Here is an 18,755-nt window from a genome sequence, read left to right on the forward strand (position 1 = left end):
TTCCGCTCATGACGACAGCACTGATCACGGGCGCGACAGCGGGAATCGGAGCCGCCTTCGCGCGGCGACTGGCCACGGACGGGCACAACCTCGTTCTGGTGGCACGCAATACCGAGCGGTTGCAGGAGCAGGCGACCGAACTGCACGACCGGCACGGCATCGAAGCCGAGGTACTGACCGCGGACCTCGGCACCGAGGACGGCATCGCCCTCGTCGAGAAGCGCCTCACGGACTCCCGGAACGCGATCGACCTGCTGGTCAACAACGCCGGGTTCGGAAACAAGGGTCAGTTCCTCGACGTCCCGATGTCCGAGGAACTGACCATGCTCAAGGTGCACTGCGAGGCCGTCCTGCGGCTGACCTCCGCCGCGGTGCCGGGGATGCGGGCGCGGGGCCGCGGTGGCGTCGTCAACGTGGCATCGGTGGCGGCGTTCCTGCCACGGGGGACGTACGGCGCTTCGAAGGCCTGGGTCGTGCAGTTCACCCAGGGCGCTGCCAGGGACCTGGCCGGCTCGGGGGTGCGGCTGATGGCACTGTGCCCCGGCTTCGTGCGTACGGAGTTCCATGAGCGGGCGGGCATGGGGACGGACAACATCCCCGGGTGGATGTGGCTGGACGCCGACAAGCTGGTGACGGCCGCGCTCGCCGATCTCTCGCGCGGGAAGTCGCTGTCGATTCCCGACCCCCGGTACAAGGCGCTGATGGGCGCCGCGAAGCTGGCGCCGCGCGGCCTGCTCGGAGGCATCACCTCCAAGACAGGCCGCAAGTACGGTCCTCAGTATCGGCCGGCAGCCACCTCAGCGTCAGCCACGGGCGGCAGCCACGGCTGTCAGTGCATTCGGCCGCCACGGCCATCAGTCGCAGTCGGCGATTCGGCAGACCTGGCCGTCGGTAGCGGGTCTCTGGGGTTGCGGCAGAGATCCTGGTCAGCCGGTGGTGCCCGGCCCTGCGTAGGCGCCGATGTTGGGTGCGCCCGGCTTCAGCTTGTTGCCGAAGTAGTCCTTGCCGCCGTTGTCAGGGACGGCCGTTCCCGCGCCGATGGCGGGTGAGCCATCGGACAGGCGGAAGTCGCTGCGCAGCAGCGGGTCGGAGGTGATGCCTCCGGGGTTGGGGCGGGTCATGTCGATCCCGTAGAACGCGTTGTGGTCGAGCGCCAGCCCTGCCGTCGGGTTGGAGAAGCCGTAGCCGCCGGTCCCGCCGCTCACGAAGATGTTGTTGCGGATGTGCTGCTCGTGCTGGGTGGTGGCAGGGCTGCTGTTGTCGTCCTGGACCAGATATCCGGGGATCGTCTCCTTGTTGGAGAAGGTGTTGTTGTAGATCTGGGTGTTGAGGATGGGGCCCGCGCAGTTCTGGAGCAGCCGGGTGCCGTCGTTGTGGCTGACGTTGTACCGGGCGACCGTGTCGATCGTCTTCGCCCCGCTGTACGGGCAGACCAGCAGGAAGCCGCCCTTGTTGTCGTGGCTGTAGTTGTACTGGAAGACCGTGTGGCTGGAGGCGCCGTCCGCATCGAAGGACATGCCGTCGTGACTGTTCCCGCCGCCCGAGACCTCGTTGTGCTGGATCAGGGTGTCATCGGTGTTGAACGTCCAGATACCGGCGTTGGCAGAGGGCGAACGCAGCTGGAATCCGTCGACCCGGTTGCGCTCGACGACCGCGCCGCTGGTGGTGTCCAGCTTCATCCCGTCGCCGCCGATGGACTTCAGGGTGTTGTCGTGGACGCGGACGCCGGTGGACGGGGTCCAGGCGCCGGGGTAGACGTTCGGGTCCTGTTGCTGGCCGACGAGATCGCGCTTGGAGAACGTCGACTTGAAGTAGATGCCCTCGCGGTCGACGTTCTCGATGCGGTTGTGGTGGATGTCCAGGCCGTCGTAACTGCTCGCCTTCGCCGTGCCCTCGACACCGATGTGGATGGCGCTCGAACCGGTGAGGGTCTTGGCGTCACCGCCGCGTACGTCGTGAATGTAGAGGTGGTCGATCTCGAAGCCGTGGGCAGTGCCGTAGTCGGTGAGGCGGAGCCGGACGGCGTTGCGCTCGCTGCCGGGGTCGGCGGCGTTGGTGATCTCCAGTCGGGACAGGTGAACGTACTGGGTGTTGGAGAGCAGGACGGCGTCGTGCGCGCCCGCACCGTCGATCGCGGCGCGGCCGTTGCCCGGGCCGTAGTCGGCGATGGTGAAGGGGGCGTCGGACGATCCGGCTCCCTTCGGGGTGAGGGAACCTGTGCACGTCGTGCCTCGTTTGAAGAGGAGACGGTCGCCGGGGCCGTAGGTGTGGGCGTTGGCCTGGGCGAGGGTGGTCCAGGGGTGGCTTGCCGAGCCGTCGCTCCCGGCGGGTGCGGCGGGTGCGGTGGCGCAGTCGACGTGGAAGGTGGCTCCGGGGTGGGGAGCCGCTTGGGCGGGGGTGGCTGGTCCGGTGACTGCCAGTCCCGTCACAGCCAGTCCCGTCACAGCTAGCCCCGTCACCGCGAGTGCGGTGAGGGACGCGGGGGTCAGGGGGGTGTGCGCAGGGCGAAGTCTCATCGTTCCTCCGGGAGTTGCGGGGGCTACGGGAGCTGCGGGAGCTGCAGAACGGCGGTGGTGCCGTCCTGCCAGGTCACGTGGATCGTGCGGGGATCGCTGACATGAACGTTCGCGAGGGCTGCGGCGGGGGCGGGGTCCGGCTCGGCGGTAAGCGAGGCGAGGCTGACGAAGAGCGACTCGGGGGCGGTAATGACGCCGTCGAGCGCGAGAATCTGCGAGCTTGGGCCGAACAGGGTTGACCCAGCGGCAAGTTGGCGTGTCACCCCTGTGTAGCCGTGGACGGGGTGGAGCTGGGCGGTCAGGTGGGCAGGCGCGTGGGCAGAAGCGTGGGCAAGCAGGTGGGCGGCGGCCGGTTCGGCTGGGGCAGGCGGAGTGAGCGCGGACTGTGGGGCGGCCTCACCCGTTGTGCCGGTCGTGGTTTCTGTTCCGGTGGCGGCGGTTGTGGCAGTGGTCGTGGTGGTGGCAGCGGCGCTGGATGTGCTCGTCGTGGCGATGGCCCAGCCGGTCTGGCGTACGGAGGTGCCGGCGTCCGCTCCGACGACCAGATGCACACGGAGCTCTGCACGGCCGTGGACGACCGTCGCGGAGACGATTCGCACACCTGGGAGCGGTGTGGTCACGGACGCCACCCAACCGGGCCCGGCGGCGAGGGGCGTAGCTGGGCCACGAGAGGTGGAGTCACCGTCGATGACCAGGGCGAAGTGGTTGTCGCACGGCGAGACCTGGGAGCCGGCTGGGGCGTTGGGAACGGTGGCGGCAGTGGGGGTTGCCGGGGCAGGGGCGGGGACAGCAGCAGGGGCGGGGGCAGGAGCGGCGGCGCTTGCGGAACCGGCCGGATGGCCCATATCCGTGCCGGTACTGACGGGGCTCGTAAATCCGGTGCGGGTGGAGTACGCGTAGCGGGAGTACCCCGGGTCGTCATCCTCGCCGACGTGGTTACTGCCGTGATTGTGGAGACGTACGAGCCCGTCCGCCGCGGTGGACTGGATCAGCATGGCGGGCGGACCCAGCACGGTCACGGCGTCTGCCGTCTCGGCGGGCAGCCGCTCCTCCGTCGCCGTCCAGACCGGATGACCGGCCGGCATCAGGAGCCCGAGGAACCCCTTGGACGCCCAGTACGGTGATGCCGGGCCCGAGTACGGCTGGATGATCGGTTCGTACGGGCCGTGCCAGCCCAGAGTGAGCAGTCCGCGTTCGTCGGTCGCGCGACGGCGCGCCAAAGGGCTGGGGACGACCGAGTCCACTGGGGCTACTGGGGCTACTGGGACAACGGGGACTATCGGAGCTGTCGGGTCCACCGGAGCTGCTGGGGCGGGGCTCGGTTGCGGGGCCGCGTCCCGGTCCAGGAAGTACCGCAGCGTTCCGGAGGCCAGGCGGCGGGTGGCTCCGGGAGTCAGCGGGGTGTAGCCGGTCATGGCGCCGAGCCAGGGGGCGGCCGCGGCGGCGAAACGGTAGCTCAGCGAGCGGCCGTACGGCATCGGCGCCCCGTCCGCGCCGAACATCCGCGTGTACGCGTCGAGGTGGTCGTGCAGCCGGGGCCCGTACCGGGCAAGCAGTTCCTCGTCCCCGCCGAGATGGGCATGCAGGACCGGGTAGAAGTGCATCGCCCAGGCGTTGTAGTGGTCGAAGGAGCGGTTGGGTCCGTCGCTGTACCAGCCGTCGCCGAGCCACCACTCCTCTATGCGTTCCAGGGCGCGGTCGATCGTCTGCCGCGCCCGGTCGGTCTCGATTCCGGCGTCCTGCAGAAAACCGGCCACGGTGAGGCCGAAGAGCCACCAGTTGTTGTTCACGGGGGACGGGCCGAGCGCGGGCAGTAGCCAGTCGACGGCCTGCTGCTGTGTGCGGCCGTCGAGGGTGTCCCAGAGCCAGGGCCGCGTGAGGCGCAGACCGATCGCGACGGATGCAGATTCCACGACGGCCTGCGGGGTGTCTGCCATCCGGGGCCAGCGGTCCGCGGCATCGTGACCCGCCCCCTCCGGGCTGGGCGACGTGCCCGCCGCGAGGCCCTCGGCGTAACGCGGGAGGAAGCCGTGCGGGTCATCGCCCTCCGCACCGGCGACCCGGAAGGCGGCAAGGAGCCAGGTGCGGGCGTACCCTTCAAGGCCGTCGGAGCGCGGGCCCGACCAACTGGGCCGGTGGCCGGGGAGATTGATCAGACCATGACGGGGCGAGGCGTAGGGCCGCACGGCCAGCAGCAGTTCATCGGCCGCACCCTCCCAATCGGCACGGGTCCAGCCGGTGCACGGGCTGAGCAGGCTGGACGGGACGGGCCAGCCAGGGTCGGGCTGAGCGGACCGGGCAGGCCGGCCGGAAGGGACGGGCTGAGCGGACGGGCTTGGCCGGCCGTGCGGGCCGGGCCGGCTCGACAGGTTCGGGCTCAGCATGATGCTCCCTGGGGGCGGACTTCGTCGTCGCCCGGCATCTTGAACCCACGAATGATCGAACGTCAATGCAAGAGTGACGAATGATCGAAACTCCCATCGTTCGATCAAATTGCACTAGGGTCTGGCCGTGGCATCCGAACCTGCCCAACCAGCCGTCGCATTGCCAGCCGTCGCAACGCCAACCACCGCACCGCTACCCGTCACACAGCCAGCCACCACACAGCCACCCATCAGACCGCGAGGGGGACCGCCGCCGTGCGCGAGAGTGCCGACGAACGCCATGACCGACTGCTCGAGTTCGTACGGGAGCAGGGATCGGCCCGCGTCTCCGATCTCGCGGCGCAGCTCGGCGTCTCCCCCGTCACGGTCCGGCGGGACGTCGAGACACTGGCGGAACGCGGACTGCTCGACCGGGTGCACGGCTCGGTCTCCTGGCCGCGGTCAGCGGCAGCCACAGCCGGAACGGCCGCACCCGCCGGAGGCAGCGGCCTGGTTCTCGGGCTGCTGGTCCCCTCGGCGACGTACTACTTCGCCGAAGTGATCAGAGGTGCCCACGACGCGGCCGCACAAGCCGGCGCACGGCTGATCCTTCGGATCTCCGACTACCGCCCCAAGGAGGACAAGGCCCGCGCCGAGGGCCTGCTCGCGGCGGGCGCCGAGGGGCTCCTGATCGCGCCGGGCTGGCAGGCGGCGGGCGACCAGGCGGCGTACGGCGACTGGATGTCGGAGCTGCCCGTACCCGCCGTGCTCCTGGAACGGCAGCCCGCGCTGGGCAGCCCCCTCGACGACATGGACCGGGTCTGTTCCGACCATCGGCACGGGGTCCTGCTGGCCGTGCGCCATCTGATCCGCCTCGGCCACGGCGCACCGTTGCTGGTCGCGCGCACGGACAGCCCGACCGCGCTCGCGGTACGGACCGGCTACGACGAGGCACTGGGCGCGCTTGGCCTGGAGCAGCCGCACCCCGTGATCGATTCGGTACCGGCCGAACTCGACCGGAGCCGCTTCGAGGAGGCCGTACGGACCGTGCAGGCCGCGGTGGCCACCGGGGGCGTGACGGCGGCCCTGGTCCACAACGACGTGGATGCCATCCATCTGGTCCAGCGCCTGGCCGAACTGGGCGTACGCGTGCCGGAGGATCTGGCCCTGGTCGCCTACGACGACGAGGTGGCCGCCCTCGCGGATACTCCGCTCACCGCGGTGGCTCCGCCGAAACGCCAGGTCGGGATGTACGGGACCCGGATGCTGGTCGAGCGGCTGAGCACGGGACCGCGTCGCCGGACGCCGGAACGCCAGGAGCAGGAGGAGGCGGGCCAGCACCTGGCACTGCTGCCCAGGCTGCACGTACGGATTTCCTGCGGGGCCGCCGCACCCCGGTAGCCGGAGCGGGCCCGGCAGCCGGAGCGGGCCCGGCAGCCGGAGCGGGCCCCGTTAGCCGGAGCGGGCCTCGGCGAGCGGAGTGTCCGCGGGCGCGGGGGAACAGGCGCGGGCACACGGCTGAGCGCGGGACTGCGGGATTCACCACGCCTCCACGCGAGCACAGGATTCACCGGGACCGGCGGGATTCCACCGGCCCTCCACGGGTTCCGGCCCCGCCGGGATTTCGATAACACTCTGATCTTTTTTCGATCATTCAATCTTTCGCTCTTGACTTCGGTCATTGCGGGGCCAAGGATCACGGCCAACGTCAATGTCGCCGCTAGCTCAGGAGTGTCACTGTGAGCCGCAGTTGGAGCAGAACGACCCTTTCCATAGCCGGCGCCGCCACTGCCCTGGCCGTCCTCACGGCCTGCGGCAGCAGCGGCGACGACTCCGCGAAGGGCGCGGACGGCAAGCCCGTGGCCATCACGTTCTGGGGCTGGGCCAAGGGCTCCAAGGAGACCGTGGACGCGTTCAACGCCTCGCACAAGAACATCCACGTGAAGTACGAGGAGATCCCGTCCGGCAACGCCGGCGGCTACGCCAAGATCTCCAACGCGGTCAAGGCGGGCAACGCCCCCGACCTGGTCTCCATCGAGTACCCCCAGCTGCCGGAGTACGTCAGCCAGGGCGCGCTCCAGGACATCAGCAAGTACATGACCGACGACGTCAAGAAGAAGTTCCTGCCGCAGGCCGTCGACCAGACCACGCTGGGCGGCAAGAACTGGGCCGTCCCGTTCGACGCGTCGCCGCAGGCCTTCTACTACCGCAAGGACCTCTTCAGCAAGTACGGAGTCACGGTACCCAAGACATGGGACGACTTCCGCAAGGCCGCGGAGAAGATCAAGAAGGCCGACAAGAAAGCCCGGATCGGCACCTTCTTCCCTGACGACCCGACCACCTTCGAGGCGATGGCCTGGCAGGCCGGCGCCCAGTGGTTCAAGGCGGACGGGGACACCTGGAAGGTCAACACCACGGACTCCGCCACCACCAAGGTCTCCAGCTACTGGCAGGGGCTGATCAAGGACGACCTGATCCGCTCGCAGGCATCATTCAGCCCGGAGTGGACCAACTCCCTCAAGAACGGCGGCACCATCGGGTACCTCGGCGCCGCCTGGGGTGCCGGAGTCCTGAAGTCCACGCTGCCCGAGCAGAAGGGCAAGTGGGCCATCGCTCCGATGCCGACCTGGGACGGGCAGGCCGCCAGCGGCATGCTCGGTGGCTCCACCTGGGCCGTCACCAAGGACAGCAAGCACGCCGATGCGGCAGTCGAGTTCGCCAAGTGGATGTCGACCACGCAGGACGGCATCAAGGCCCGTATCTCTTCGGGCACTTCGAGCGCCTACCCGGCCGCGACCGAGCTGCTGCCCGCCGCGAAGAAGGCCTTCGACGACTCGTACTACGGCGGCCAGGACATCTACCAGCTGTTCGGCACCGCGGCTGCCTCGATCAAGCAGGGCTGGACCTGGGGCCCGGCGACCGGCACCACGAACACCGCGATCAAGGACCAGTTCGGCAAGGTCGCCAGCGGTGGCTCCACGATCAGCGGGTCGGTCAAGGCCGGCCATGACGCGACCGTCCAGGAACTGAAGAAGCGCGGACTGAAGGTCGAGGGCTGACCGGTATGAAGGCCCGCACCCGCGCCGCCGCGATCCTGCTGACCCCGTTCTACGTCCTGTTCACCGCTGTGATGCTGGTGCCGATCGGATACGCGGTCTGGCTCAGCCTCTTCACCGAGAAGCAGTCGGGACTTGGGTTCGGCGGCTCCGAGTCCGTGTTCTCGGGTCTCGACAACTACGCGGCGGCGCTGGGTGACCGGGCCTTCCGTGAGGGCTTCGGCGTACTGCTCGGATACTGCGTCATCTACATCCCCCTGATGGTCTGCGGCGCCCTCGCACTCGCACTGCTCCTGGACTCCGCGCTGGCCCGCGCCAAGCGCTTCTTCCAGCTCGCGCTCTTCCTGCCGCACGCGGTTCCCGGCATCATCGCGGCGCTGATCTGGGTCTACCTCTACACACCCGGACTGAGCCCGGTGGTCTCCGCGATGCACTCGGGTGGCATCGGCTTCGACTTCTTCTCCTCGTCGGGCGCTCTCCCCTCCGTCGTCAACATCGCACTGTGGGAGTGGCTCGGCTACAACATGGTGATCTTCTACGCCGCCCTGCAGGCCATCGACCGCTCGGTTCTCGAAGCGGCCACGGTGGACGGCGCCGGCGGCTGGCGCACCGCCGTCAGCATCAAACTCCCGCTGATCCGCGCCTCTGTGGTGATGGTCGCTCTGTTCACCATCATCGGTTCGCTCCAGCTGTTCACCGAGCCGCTGATACTCAACAGCGGCGCCGGGTCCGCCGTCTCCTCCACCTGGACACCGAACATGTACGCGTACACCGCCGCCTTCTCCCGCAACGACTACGGGCTCGCGGCGTCCGCCTCCGTCCTCCTGGCTCTCACCGCCGCACTGCTGTCGTTCCTCGTCACCCGCTTCACAGGCCGCAAGGGGAAGAACGCATGAGCCCCCGCCCGGCACCGAAGAACCGCTGGCTCTCGAAGACCGCAGTCAACGGCGCACTGGTACTCGCCGTCGTCTACACGCTCTTCCCGCTCATCTGGCTGGTCACCGCCTCTACCAAGGACACCGGCGGGCTGCTCTCCGGCAACGCCTTCTCGTTCAAGGGCTTCAGCCTCGGCCAGAACATCTCCGACCTGGCCTCCTACGGTGGCGGCGTCTACTTCCGCTGGTACGGGAACAGCCTGTTGTACGCGGGTGTGGGCGCCGTCCTCTGCTCACTGATCTGCGTCGCCGCCGGATACGCCTTCGACAAGTACGAGTTCCGGGGCAAGGAGAAGCTCTTCGGGCTCGTTCTGCTCGGCGTGCTGGTGCCCACCACCGCACTCGCACTGCCGATGTACCTGCTGGCCAGCAAGATCGGCATCGTCAACACCTACTGGTCGGTGCTGATCCCGGTCCTGGTCAACCCCTTCGGCGTCTACCTCGCCCGGGTCTTCAGCGCCGGCTACATCCCGAATGAGGCGCTGGAGGCAGCCCGTATCGACGGGGCCGGCGAGCTGCGGACCTTCTGGTCCATCGGTATGCCGATGATGATGCCGGGGTTCGTGACGATCTTCCTTTTCCAGTTCACAGCGATCTGGAACAACTTCTTCCTCCCCCTGGTCATGCTCTCGGACCGCGATCTCTTCCCCTTGAGCCTCGGCCTGTACTCGTGGAACACCAACACCCACGGCGAGCCGAGCTTCTATCCGCTCGTGGTCACCGGTTCCCTCCTCGCTGTCATCCCCCTGATCGTCGCCTTCGTCTCCCTGCAGCGGCACTGGAAGGCCGGCCTGACCGCCGGAAGCGTCAAATGACCACCGCCGAGCGGCCACCGACCATCGCGGTCCGGCCCCGACCGGTCCTGACTGGACCAGTCCGGACCGACTCCGACCAGGCCAACACAGACCAGGCCGACCCCGACCGGACCGACTCCTACCGGGCTGCGCCCGGAGTGACCGAGAAGGAGCACTGGAACCACCATGCACCACGCCACTGACAATCGGCCGGGCGTCCTGCTTGCCATGGCTCCGGGCATCGTGGACCGCCTTTTCGCCGAGCGCCATCACGTCCGGCTCACCACCCTGGCGCGTACGGACAGCCGACTCGTCGCCCACGATCTGGCGAGACCCACGGCCGAGGTCGCCGCAGCTCTCGCCGAGGCCGAAGTCCTCTTCACCTGCTGGGGCGCGACCCCGCTCACCCCCCGGATCCTGGACTCCGCACCCCGGTTGCGCGCCGTCGTCCACGCGGCCGGCTCGGTCAAGCACCACATCACCGAGGCATGCTGGGAGCGCGGCATCACCGTCGCTTCGGCCGCCGCGGCCAATGCGCTGCCCGTGGCCGAGTACACCCTCGCCACGATCCTGCTCGCCAACAAGCGTGTCCTGCAGTCCGCGTACCGGTACCGCGCGATGCGCGGCGACCACGACTGGCGGGACGAGCTGGACGGCGCGGGCAACTACCGGCGCACCGTCGGCATCATCGGCGCCTCCCGGATCGGCCGGCGGGTGATCGAACTGCTGCGCCCCTTCGATCTGCGGGTCCTGCTGTACGACCCGTACGTCGATACGGCAGAAGCCGCCGTGCTCGGTGTGGAGCCGGTGCCGCTGGACGCACTGTGCGCCCACAGCGACATCGTCAGCGTGCACGCCCCTCAGCTTCCCACCACCCGGCACATGATCGGAGCCCGTCAACTGGCCGCGATGCGGGACGGCGCGACGCTGATCAACACGGCCCGCGGCTCGCTGATCGACGAGGACGCGCTGGTTCCGGAACTGGCGAGCGGGCGGCTGCACGCGGTGCTCGATGTGACGGATCCTGAGACCCCGTACGCGGATTCACCGCTCTACGACCTGCCGAACGTCCTGCTGACCCCGCATGTCGCGGGGTCGCTCGGCGGCGAACTGCACCGGATGGCGGACCAGGCTCTGGACGAACTCGAACGGTACGCGTCGGGGCAGGAATTCGCGGATCCCGTGCTTCCGTCCGACCTGATGCACTCGGCCTGACGGGAGACAGCAGGCACCAGGCGCGGGCACGGGGGCACCAGGCACGGCACCGGGCGTTGGAGGAACAGGCATTGAGGAAACGGATGGGAACGGACGGAACGGACCCGGACCTGTCCCATCCTTCGGGGCCAGCCAGTCCCGAGCCCCGAACCCAGTCCTCAAGAGCCCCCGGCCCGTAACCACCGAGGCCCGGCACCCCTTCGAAGTGAAGGGGTGCCGGGCCTCAGACGTGCGTCGGGTCAGCCTCAGTGCGAGTGGCCGTGGCCGTGGCCCGCCTCGGGCTCCTCCTCCGCCGGCTTCTCGACGACCAGGGTCTCGGTCGTGAGCAGCAGCGAAGCGATGGACGCGGCGTTCTCCAGCGCGGAGCGGGTGACCTTGACCGGGTCGATGACGCCGGCCTTCACCAGGTCGCCGTACTCACCGGTCGCGGCGTTGAAGCCGTTGCCCTTGTCGAGCTCGGCGACCTTCGAGGTGATGACGTAGCCCTCGAGGCCGGCGTTCTCGGCGATCCAGCGCAGCGGCTCGACAGCGGCGCGGCGGACGACCGCGACACCCGTGGCCTCGTCGCCGGTCTTGCCCAGGTTGCCTTCGAGCACCTTGACGGCGTGCACCAGAGCGGAGCCACCACCGGAGACGATGCCCTCCTCGACCGCGGCGCGGGTCGCGGAGATGGCGTCCTCCAGACGGTGCTTCTTCTCCTTGAGCTCAACCTCGGTGGCGGCACCGACGCGGATCACGCACACGCCGCCGGCCAGCTTCGCAAGGCGCTCCTGGAGCTTCTCGCGGTCCCAGTCGGAGTCCGTGGACTCGATCTCGGCCTTGATCTGGTTGACGCGGCCCTGGACCTCGTCCGACTTGCCACCGCCGTCGACGATGGTGGTGTCGTCCTTGGTGATGGTCACGCGGCGGGCGGTGCCCAGCACGTCGAGACCGGCCTGGTCGAGCTTGAGTCCGACCTCCTCGGCGATGACCGTGGCACCGGTGAGGGTGGCCATGTCGCCGAGCATCGCCTTGCGGCGGTCGCCGAAGCCGGGGGCCTTGACCGCGACAGCGTTGAAGGTGCCACGGATCTTGTTCACGACCAGGGTCGACAGGGCCTCGCCCTCGACGTCCTCGGCGATGATCAGCAGCGGCTTGGAGCTACCCGCCTGGATGACCTTCTCAAGGAGCGGCAGCAGGTCCTGGATCGAACCGATCTTGCCCTGGTGGATCAGGATGTACGGGTCGTCGAGGACGGCCTCCATACGCTCCTGGTCGGTCACCATGTACGGCGAGAGGTAACCCTTGTCGAAGGCCATGCCCTCGGTGAAGTCCAGGTCCAGACCGAAGGTGTTGGACTCCTCGACGGTGATGACACCGTCCTTGCCGACCTTGTCCATCGCCTCGGCGATGAGCTCGCCGACCTGCTTGTCCTGCGCGGAAAGACCCGCGACAGCGGCGATGTCGGACTTGTCATCGATCGGGCGGGCGGTCGCGAGGAGCTCCTCGGACACAGCCTTGACCGCGGCGTCGATGCCCTTCTTCAGGGAGGCGGGGGAAGCGCCGGCGGCGACGTTGCGCAGACCCTCGCGGACCAGCGCCTGGGCCAGCACGGTGGCGGTGGTGGTGCCGTCACCCGCGATGTCGTTGGTCTTGGTCGCCACCTCCTTCACCAGCTGCGCGCCGAGGTTCTCGTACGGGTCGTCGAGCTCGACCTCGCGGGCGATCGTGACACCGTCGTTGGTAATGGTGGGAGCGCCGAACTTCTTGTCGATGACGACGTTGCGGCCCTTGGGGCCGATCGTCACCTTGACCGTGTCGGCAAGCTTGTTGACGCCGCGCTCAAGGGCGCGACGGGCGTCCTCGTCGAACTTCAGGATCTTCGCCATGGAGCTGATTCAGTCCTCTCAAAAACGAACTGCGCCCCCAGTGCCCGTCACTCGGTGTGCGAACACAGCAGATGCGGGGCCAGGGGCGCAGATCAAGAAATACGTCGGTGAATTACTTCTCGACGATCGCGAGAACGTCGCGAGCCGAGAGGACGAGGTACTCCTCGCCGTTGTACTTCACCTCGGTGCCGCCGTACTTGCTGTACAGCACGACATCGCCGGCCTTGACGTCAAGCGGAAGACGCTCGCCGTTCTCGAAGCGGCCCGGGCCCACGGCCAGGACGACGCCCTCCTGGGGCTTCTCCTTGGCGGTGTCCGGAATGACCAGGCCGGAGGCCGTGGTCTGCTCGGCGTCGAGCGGCTGGACCACAATGCGGTCCTCGAGCGGCTTAATGGCAACCTTGGAGCTGGTTGTCGACACGATCCGGTCTCCCCCTTCGGAGATCTCACGGGGTGAACTGTCTGAGTGGCGACCGGATGGATCCGTCGTCGCGGGTGCCGGACCGGCCCGTCGCCATATTTGGCACTCTCCCGTGGGGAGTGCCAGAACTGAGACTAGGACGGCAGTTAGCACTCGGTCAAGCGGAGTGCCAATCTGCTCAGGCCATGTCGCCTTCCCCCTGCGCCTCTCGTGCGTCCAGTGCCTCCCTTGCTCCCCCCTGCCCTCTCAACGGACGGACAGCCATCACCCGCCATGGCGATCACCCACAATGGACGGGTGACCGATCTCGACGCCTTCACCGCGCTGTTCACCAATGAGGGCGCCGCCCTGCTCGCATCCCTGCGGGAGTACGACCCCGCACAGGAGCTGGCCGTCGCCACCCGGTTGCGCCGCACGTACCCCACCGAGCTGGTCTCCGCCGCCCTGGCCCAGGCGCGGCTGCGGCAGCGGGCGGTGCCGAAATTCGGCGCGGACGACGCGTACCGGATGTTCTTCACACCCAACGGCGTGGAGCAGTCCACCCGTAAATCCGTCGCCGAGTACCGCGCCCGCCGCTTCGCCGAGCTGGGCGTACGCAGCGTCGCGGACCTGTGCTGCGGCATCGGCGGGGATGCCCTGGCACTCGCCCGCGCCGGGCTCTCCGTACTGGCGGTCGACCGCGACCCCCTGACAGCCGAGGTCGTACGGGCCAACGCCGACGCCCTCGGGCTGAGCAGCCTGATCGAGGTGCGGTGCACGGATGTGGCGGAGGTCGGCACGGACCCGTACGACGCGGTCTTCGTCGACCCGGCACGGCGTGGCGGTCGCGGACGGATCTTCAACCCCGAGGCGTACTCACCGCCGCTGTCCTGGGCTACTGGCGCGGTGGCCGGCCGCCCGGCGTCCGGCGCGTCGTCCCGAGCAGCGGGCGCTATCAAGATCGCTCCCGGTATCCCGCACGAGATGATCCCCGGCAGCGCCGAGGCCGAGTGGATCTCCGACAGCGGCGACGTCAAGGAAGCGGTGCTCTGGTTCGGCACGGATCCGGGGCTGCGCCGTGCCACGCTGCTCCCTTCGGGGGCCACCCTCACGGGCCGCGGACTCCCCGACCCCGCGGTGCGCACGCTGGGCCGGTATCTGTACGAACCGGACGGCGCCGTCATCCGCGCCCACCTCGTCGCCGAGGTCGCCGAGGAACTCGGCGGCGGGCTGATCGACGAGACCATCGCCTACGTCACGGCGGACGAACTGTGCTCCACCCCGTACGCGACGGCCTACGAGATCACGGACAAACTCCCCTTCGGCCTGAAAAAACTGAAGGCCCTGCTGCGCGAGCGGGAGGTCGGCAACCTGACCGTCAAGAAGCGCGGCTCGGCAGTCGAACCGGAAGAGGTACGGCGCAGAGTCAAGCCGCAGGGGCCGAACGCGGCGACCGTGATCCTCACCCGCGTCGCAGGCGCGCCGACGATGCTGATCGGACAGCCGGCGGGCCCCCCGTCGAGCCCCTGACGGAGCCGGACCCTGCGATTCCGTACCTCTGCTCTGACGCTCTTCTCTTCCCTGACTCTCTTTCCCTGGCCCTCTTCCGCAGGTCTTTCCCCAGGCTCTCTTTGCTCAGGCCCTCTTCCTCAGGCCCTCTTCACTCAGGTCAGGTCGGTCAGCTCGTCCGCATACACCTGGGACAGCGGCTGCGGTCCCACGTACTGCTGGCAGTTGCAGACCCCGGGCTCGAAACTCAGCGGTTTCTTGTTCTCGTCCCAGGCCGTCGGAACCTCGACGGTCTCGTGGCACTTGCCCTGCCGGTCGTGCTTGGCGAGGTGATGCGTACAGCCGCAGACCGGCTCGGGCGGTTTGTGCGCCGCCTCGATCTCCCTGCGCTCCCGCTCGGCCGTCTCCAGCCGCTCCATCCGGCGCTCATGGCGCGTGCGCAGAGCGGTGCGGCCCGTGTCGGCGATCCAGCCGAAGCCGCCGACCATGAAGAAGATGAATACCCACCAGAACCAGCTCACTTGCGGCCCCTTCCCCCGGCCGGTGCGTCCCGGCCTTCAAGGTTACGCGCACGGGTGCCGGGAGCCGTAGGGCCGGACGGTAATCCTGGCCCGGTTTGCTGGACGGGGCTGGGTGAAGGGGCCGGGGCGGCTTGGTCCGCCGTCCCCCGTACGGACCTTGTGCCGGGCGGGATCCGACGGGTCGTCAGAGGATGATCGACATGACGCCTCGTAAGCCGTCGCGCCCGTCGGCGCGTTTGTCGCTCCGTTCGTCCCACACGTCCCTCCCAGCACCGTTCCGCACGCCGTTCCGTACGCCGCCCGGTACGTCCCCCGGTGAGCCGTCCCGTAAGGCGTGGGCCGGCGTGCCCCGTAAGGCCGTCGGCCGTGCCGTGGGATGCGCCGCTGCCGCTTCCCTGCTGCTCGGCGGGCCCGCGTTCGCCGCCGCGCCGGCACCGCCTGCCGCCACACCGTCGGGAGCCGCCGGCGCCGGCGCGGCATCCCCGGCTCAGGAACGGCCGACATGGACCACGTGTCCCGCGCCTTCCCAGGCGCAGGGCGGCGGCAAGGCACCCGGCACGGGCTGGACCTGCGCCACTCTGAACGTCCCCCTCGACTACGCCAAGCCCGGCGGGAAGACGATTCCGCTGGCGCTGATCCGGCATCGTGCGACGGGTCCCGGCAAGCGCATCGGCTCGCTGATCTACAACTTCGGCGGTCCCGGCGGCTCGGGCGTCGACACACTGCCTGGCTTCATGCCCACGTTCGCGAAGCTCAACACCCGCTATGACCTGGTGAGTTTCGATCCACGCGGAGTTGGCAACAGCGCGCCCGTCCACTGCCTCACCGGCCCGGAGACCGATGCGTTCAACGCGGTCGACTCCACCCCCGACACCCCCGCCGAGGTCCGGCGTTGGATGGACGCGACCCGGAACTTCGCGGCGCACTGCGCGAAGAAGTCCGGCCCACTCCTGCCGTATCTGACGACGACCAATGTGGCCAGGGACCTGGACCGGATCCGCGCCGCGGTGGGCGACAGGAAGCTGAACTATTACGGCTTCTCGTACGGTACGGAGCTCGGCGCGACGTATGCCCACCTCTTCCCGCGGATGGTGGGCCGTGCGGTGCTCGACGGGGTCATGCACCCCGACAAGGACTTCACACAAGGGGCCCTCTACCAGCTGAAGGGCTTTCAGCTGGCGCTGGACCACTTCGCGCGCTCGTGCGTCGCGGCCACGTACCTCTGTCCGCTGCACCGTTCCACTCCCGAAGGGGTCGAGAAGGTACTGACCGGTCTCGTGGCCGGTCTGGAGAAGCACCCCGCAGCCGCAGCAGGGGGCCGCACGCTCAACGACTCGCTCGCCCTGACAGCGATCGAAGGCGCCCTGTACTCGCCGGCGTCCGGCTGGCCGCGGATGGCGATTGCGGTCGCCGGATACCTCCGTACGCACAACCCCGCGGCGCTGCTCATGATGGCCGACAGCATGACGGGCCGTGATGCCAAGGGGCATTACTCGAACAGCAACAACGTCTTCTCCGCGACCAGTTGCGCAGATTCCGGCGTACCGGTGCAGACTGCCGGGATCGAGCGGCGACTGCCCGCTTACCGCAAGGCGTCGCCGCTGTTCGGCGCGCAGTTCGCGTGGGCGCTGAACCAGTGCACGTACTGGCCCGTCAAGGGAGCCATGAAGCACATGGAGGTCAGCGCGAAGGGAGCCCCGCCCATTCTGGTCATCGGCAATACGGGCGACCCTGCCACCCCGTACGGCGGCGCGAAGGCGATGGCGCGGCGGCTCGGGAAGGGGGTCGGAGTGCTGGTCGCCTGGAAGGGCGGCGAGGGGCACTGCTCGTACGGGAACGGCAGCGCGTGCATCGACGGCACGGCGAACGCGTATCTGCTGGACGGGAAGGTACCGGCATACGGGACTAGCTGCTCCTGACCGGTGGCCTGGGGGGGACAGTTGTTGGAGCGGGGCGCGGAACCCCCGGGGGGCGGGGCCCCGGGGGGGCGCGGGCGGGGCCCCGGGGCGGGTACGGCGGGCGGGGTTCCAGGGCGGGTGCGGCGGGCGGGGTTCCAGGGGTAAGCCGCGCCCCCTCTGCAGCTGTCACTCCTCCAGCAGCTCCGCCGCGAGACGTTTGACCTGGTCGGCGAGGGGGCGTTGAGCGGGCTCGTGCTGGGCGGCCGCGTCCGCGAGCCGTACGACGTCCGCACGCCACCGGCCGCTCGCCGACCCGCTGGCGCCGACCCTCCGCAGACCGCGCTCCAGCAGCCCCGCTGCCACGTCCGGCTGCCCGCGCAGCACCGCCTTGACGACAGCCACGGCATTGGCGAGCGCACTGGCCGCGAGAGACCACTCGGGATCCCACACTGCTGCGGGACTGCCGCCGTCCTGCGCCCGGTCCCCACCGGCGCCCGCACCCACCACACCCCCCGGGCCCGCCGACTCGTCGGACACTGCCGCGATCTCCAGATCCAGCCGCCAGAACAGCGGCATATCCCGGAAAGCGAGGAACAACAGTCTCCGGCGGCAAGGCCGTTGGGAATACCGTTGAGAATCCGGATCGCTGCGCAGCGAGACGACCGCTCGAACCGCACCCAGGCAGGGCCCGACGGCAGCCACACAGGTCTCGAACTGCGCGTCGGGGACAGTCCAGGCAAGGTCGATGTCGCTGTACGAATCCGCCGTGCCCCGGGCAAGCGAACCACGCAGCTCCGCCACCGAGCCGGGGCACTGCGCCACGAGCGCGTCCCGCAGTTCCTGAGAGAAGGCGGCCCGGCGGGCGGGGTCGAGGTCCATGGCGGGCGGAGTGGAGGACATGGCGCCACAGCGTAAGGCAGGTCGGGACGACCGAGCCGTGCCCGCGCCCGACCCCATGCCCGTGGACACAACGGGTAGCACTCGCGACCTCAGGGGCTCCCCGACCGGATCTGAACGGTGCCCTGCCACCCAGAAAACCGACCGTACTCAATCGGCTTGGCCAGCACCGGCTCGTCCCACGCAGCAGGGCGAAGATGTTGAGTTCCGTGTTCCGGATCTGCCATTCATACGAGTGAAAATGCGCCACGACCTGGTATTACTACGGAGAGTAAGAAACGATAGGGGTGTGGCTCGCCAGGGGAATGGCGAGATTTGAGGCCAATCACGGGGGTGTCGGCCATGACCATCCAGACTGATCAGACGAACCGAACGGCAGGGGCCGGCAGGAAAGGCCAGTCCATCCGGACAGCCCGGATCGGCACCGACCGGTCGACATACGTAGCCCAGACCGCTGTGCTGGACAGAAACGAGCCTGAGCCACCGACTTCATCCAGCCCGCGCGCCCCACTTGGCGCGGCGGACGGGCCGGACGGGCCGGACGGGCTGGACGGGCTGGACGGGCTGGACGGGCTGGACGGGCTGGACGAAGACTTCCAACTCCGGCTGCCCGGTGCACCGGCCCTGCCCAATCCACCAGTTCCTTCGGGCGCTTCAACTCCAGGAGCCCCATCAGCTCCAGCAGCTCCACCGAGCCCAGCCGGCCCTCAGACACCGGACGACTGGGCCGCCCACCTACGGGAAACAGCCCCCTCAGCCCAGACTGCAGCGCTCCTCGGAGCC

Annotated in this window: 13 protein-coding genes and 1 pseudogene; 8 read left to right on the forward strand and 6 right to left on the reverse strand. The window is 69.0% G+C overall.

What is annotated here, in order from left to right:
• Positions 1 to 8: 8 nt before the first annotated feature.
• Positions 9 to 779: pseudogene (locus tag OG210_RS10295) on the forward strand (SDR family NAD(P)-dependent oxidoreductase); the annotation flags it as partial.
• Positions 780 to 926: 147 nt separating this feature from the next.
• Here the strand turns inward: OG210_RS10295 and OG210_RS10300 are convergent.
• The gene (locus OG210_RS10300) at positions 927 to 2,516 is read right to left on the reverse strand and encodes a right-handed parallel beta-helix repeat-containing protein (RefSeq protein ID WP_328330253.1); all 1,590 of its coding nucleotides are present in this window, start codon (positions 2,514 to 2,516) and stop codon (positions 927 to 929) included.
• A gap of 23 nt (positions 2,517 to 2,539) precedes the next feature.
• Positions 2,540 to 4,900 carry a DUF2264 domain-containing protein gene (locus tag OG210_RS10305; RefSeq protein ID WP_371535928.1) on the reverse strand — a complete coding sequence of 787 codons (2,361 nt, stop codon included), beginning with the start codon at positions 4,898 to 4,900 and terminating at the stop codon, positions 2,540 to 2,542.
• A gap of 255 nt (positions 4,901 to 5,155) precedes the next feature.
• Between OG210_RS10305 and OG210_RS10310 the strand changes: the two genes are divergently transcribed.
• The 5 genes from OG210_RS10310 (at position 5,156) to OG210_RS10330 (ending at position 10,879) form a co-directional block, all read left to right on the forward strand.
• Complete coding sequence (locus OG210_RS10310; protein WP_328330251.1) at positions 5,156 to 6,280, forward strand: substrate-binding domain-containing protein; 1,125 nt, start codon at positions 5,156 to 5,158, stop codon at positions 6,278 to 6,280.
• 338 nt (positions 6,281 to 6,618) lie between these two features.
• Positions 6,619 to 7,938 (forward strand): sugar ABC transporter substrate-binding protein, encoded by a 1,320-nt coding sequence (locus OG210_RS10315; protein WP_328330249.1) that lies wholly within the window; start codon positions 6,619 to 6,621, stop codon positions 7,936 to 7,938.
• A 5-nt stretch (positions 7,939 to 7,943) separates the two neighbouring features.
• Entirely contained in the window at positions 7,944 to 8,831 is an 888-nt protein-coding gene (locus tag OG210_RS10320; RefSeq protein ID WP_266854201.1) for a carbohydrate ABC transporter permease, read from the forward strand.
• Positions 8,828 to 9,685 (forward strand): carbohydrate ABC transporter permease, encoded by an 858-nt coding sequence (locus tag OG210_RS10325; protein WP_328330247.1) that lies wholly within the window; start codon positions 8,828 to 8,830, stop codon positions 9,683 to 9,685. The genes OG210_RS10320 and OG210_RS10325 overlap by 4 nt, the downstream gene beginning before the upstream one ends.
• Positions 9,686 to 9,850: 165 nt before the next feature.
• Positions 9,851 to 10,879 carry a hydroxyacid dehydrogenase gene (locus tag OG210_RS10330; protein ID WP_328330245.1) on the forward strand — a complete coding sequence of 343 codons (1,029 nt, stop codon included), beginning with the start codon at positions 9,851 to 9,853 and terminating at the stop codon, positions 10,877 to 10,879.
• 245 nt (positions 10,880 to 11,124) lie between these two features.
• Here OG210_RS10330 and groL read toward each other — a convergent pair whose 3' ends face one another.
• Positions 11,125 to 12,747, reverse strand: a complete 1,623-nt coding sequence (gene groL, locus OG210_RS10335; RefSeq protein WP_328330243.1) for a chaperonin GroEL — start codon at positions 12,745 to 12,747, stop codon at positions 11,125 to 11,127.
• A 112-nt stretch (positions 12,748 to 12,859) separates the two neighbouring features.
• Positions 12,860 to 13,168 carry a co-chaperone GroES gene (gene groES / locus OG210_RS10340; protein ID WP_164262571.1) on the reverse strand — a complete coding sequence of 103 codons (309 nt, stop codon included), beginning with the start codon at positions 13,166 to 13,168 and terminating at the stop codon, positions 12,860 to 12,862.
• 273 nt (positions 13,169 to 13,441) lie between these two features.
• Here groES and OG210_RS10345 point away from each other — a divergent pair, with 273 nt between their 5' ends.
• Positions 13,442 to 14,677: an SAM-dependent methyltransferase gene (locus tag OG210_RS10345; RefSeq protein WP_371535934.1), complete on the forward strand. Its 1,236-nt coding sequence runs from the start codon at positions 13,442 to 13,444 to the stop codon at positions 14,675 to 14,677.
• A gap of 134 nt (positions 14,678 to 14,811) precedes the next feature.
• Here OG210_RS10345 and OG210_RS10350 read toward each other — a convergent pair whose 3' ends face one another.
• Positions 14,812 to 15,177: a hypothetical protein gene (locus tag OG210_RS10350; RefSeq protein ID WP_371535937.1), complete on the reverse strand. Its 366-nt coding sequence runs from the start codon at positions 15,175 to 15,177 to the stop codon at positions 14,812 to 14,814.
• 344 nt (positions 15,178 to 15,521) lie between these two features.
• Here OG210_RS10350 and OG210_RS10355 point away from each other — a divergent pair, with 344 nt between their 5' ends.
• Positions 15,522 to 17,096 (forward strand): alpha/beta hydrolase, encoded by a 1,575-nt coding sequence (locus OG210_RS10355; RefSeq protein WP_371535939.1) that lies wholly within the window; start codon positions 15,522 to 15,524, stop codon positions 17,094 to 17,096.
• Positions 17,097 to 17,261: 165 nt separating this feature from the next.
• On the opposite strand, the gene OG210_RS10360 is transcribed toward OG210_RS10355, so the two are convergent.
• Positions 17,262 to 17,975: a nucleotidyltransferase domain-containing protein gene (locus OG210_RS10360; RefSeq protein WP_328330234.1), complete on the reverse strand. Its 714-nt coding sequence runs from the start codon at positions 17,973 to 17,975 to the stop codon at positions 17,262 to 17,264.
• Between the last annotated feature and the right edge of the window lie 780 nt (positions 17,976 to 18,755).

Origin of the sequence: Streptomyces sp. NBC_00466 (genome assembly GCF_041433995.1) — a bacterium.
Taxonomy (GTDB): Bacteria; Actinomycetota; Actinomycetes; order Streptomycetales; family Streptomycetaceae; genus Streptomyces.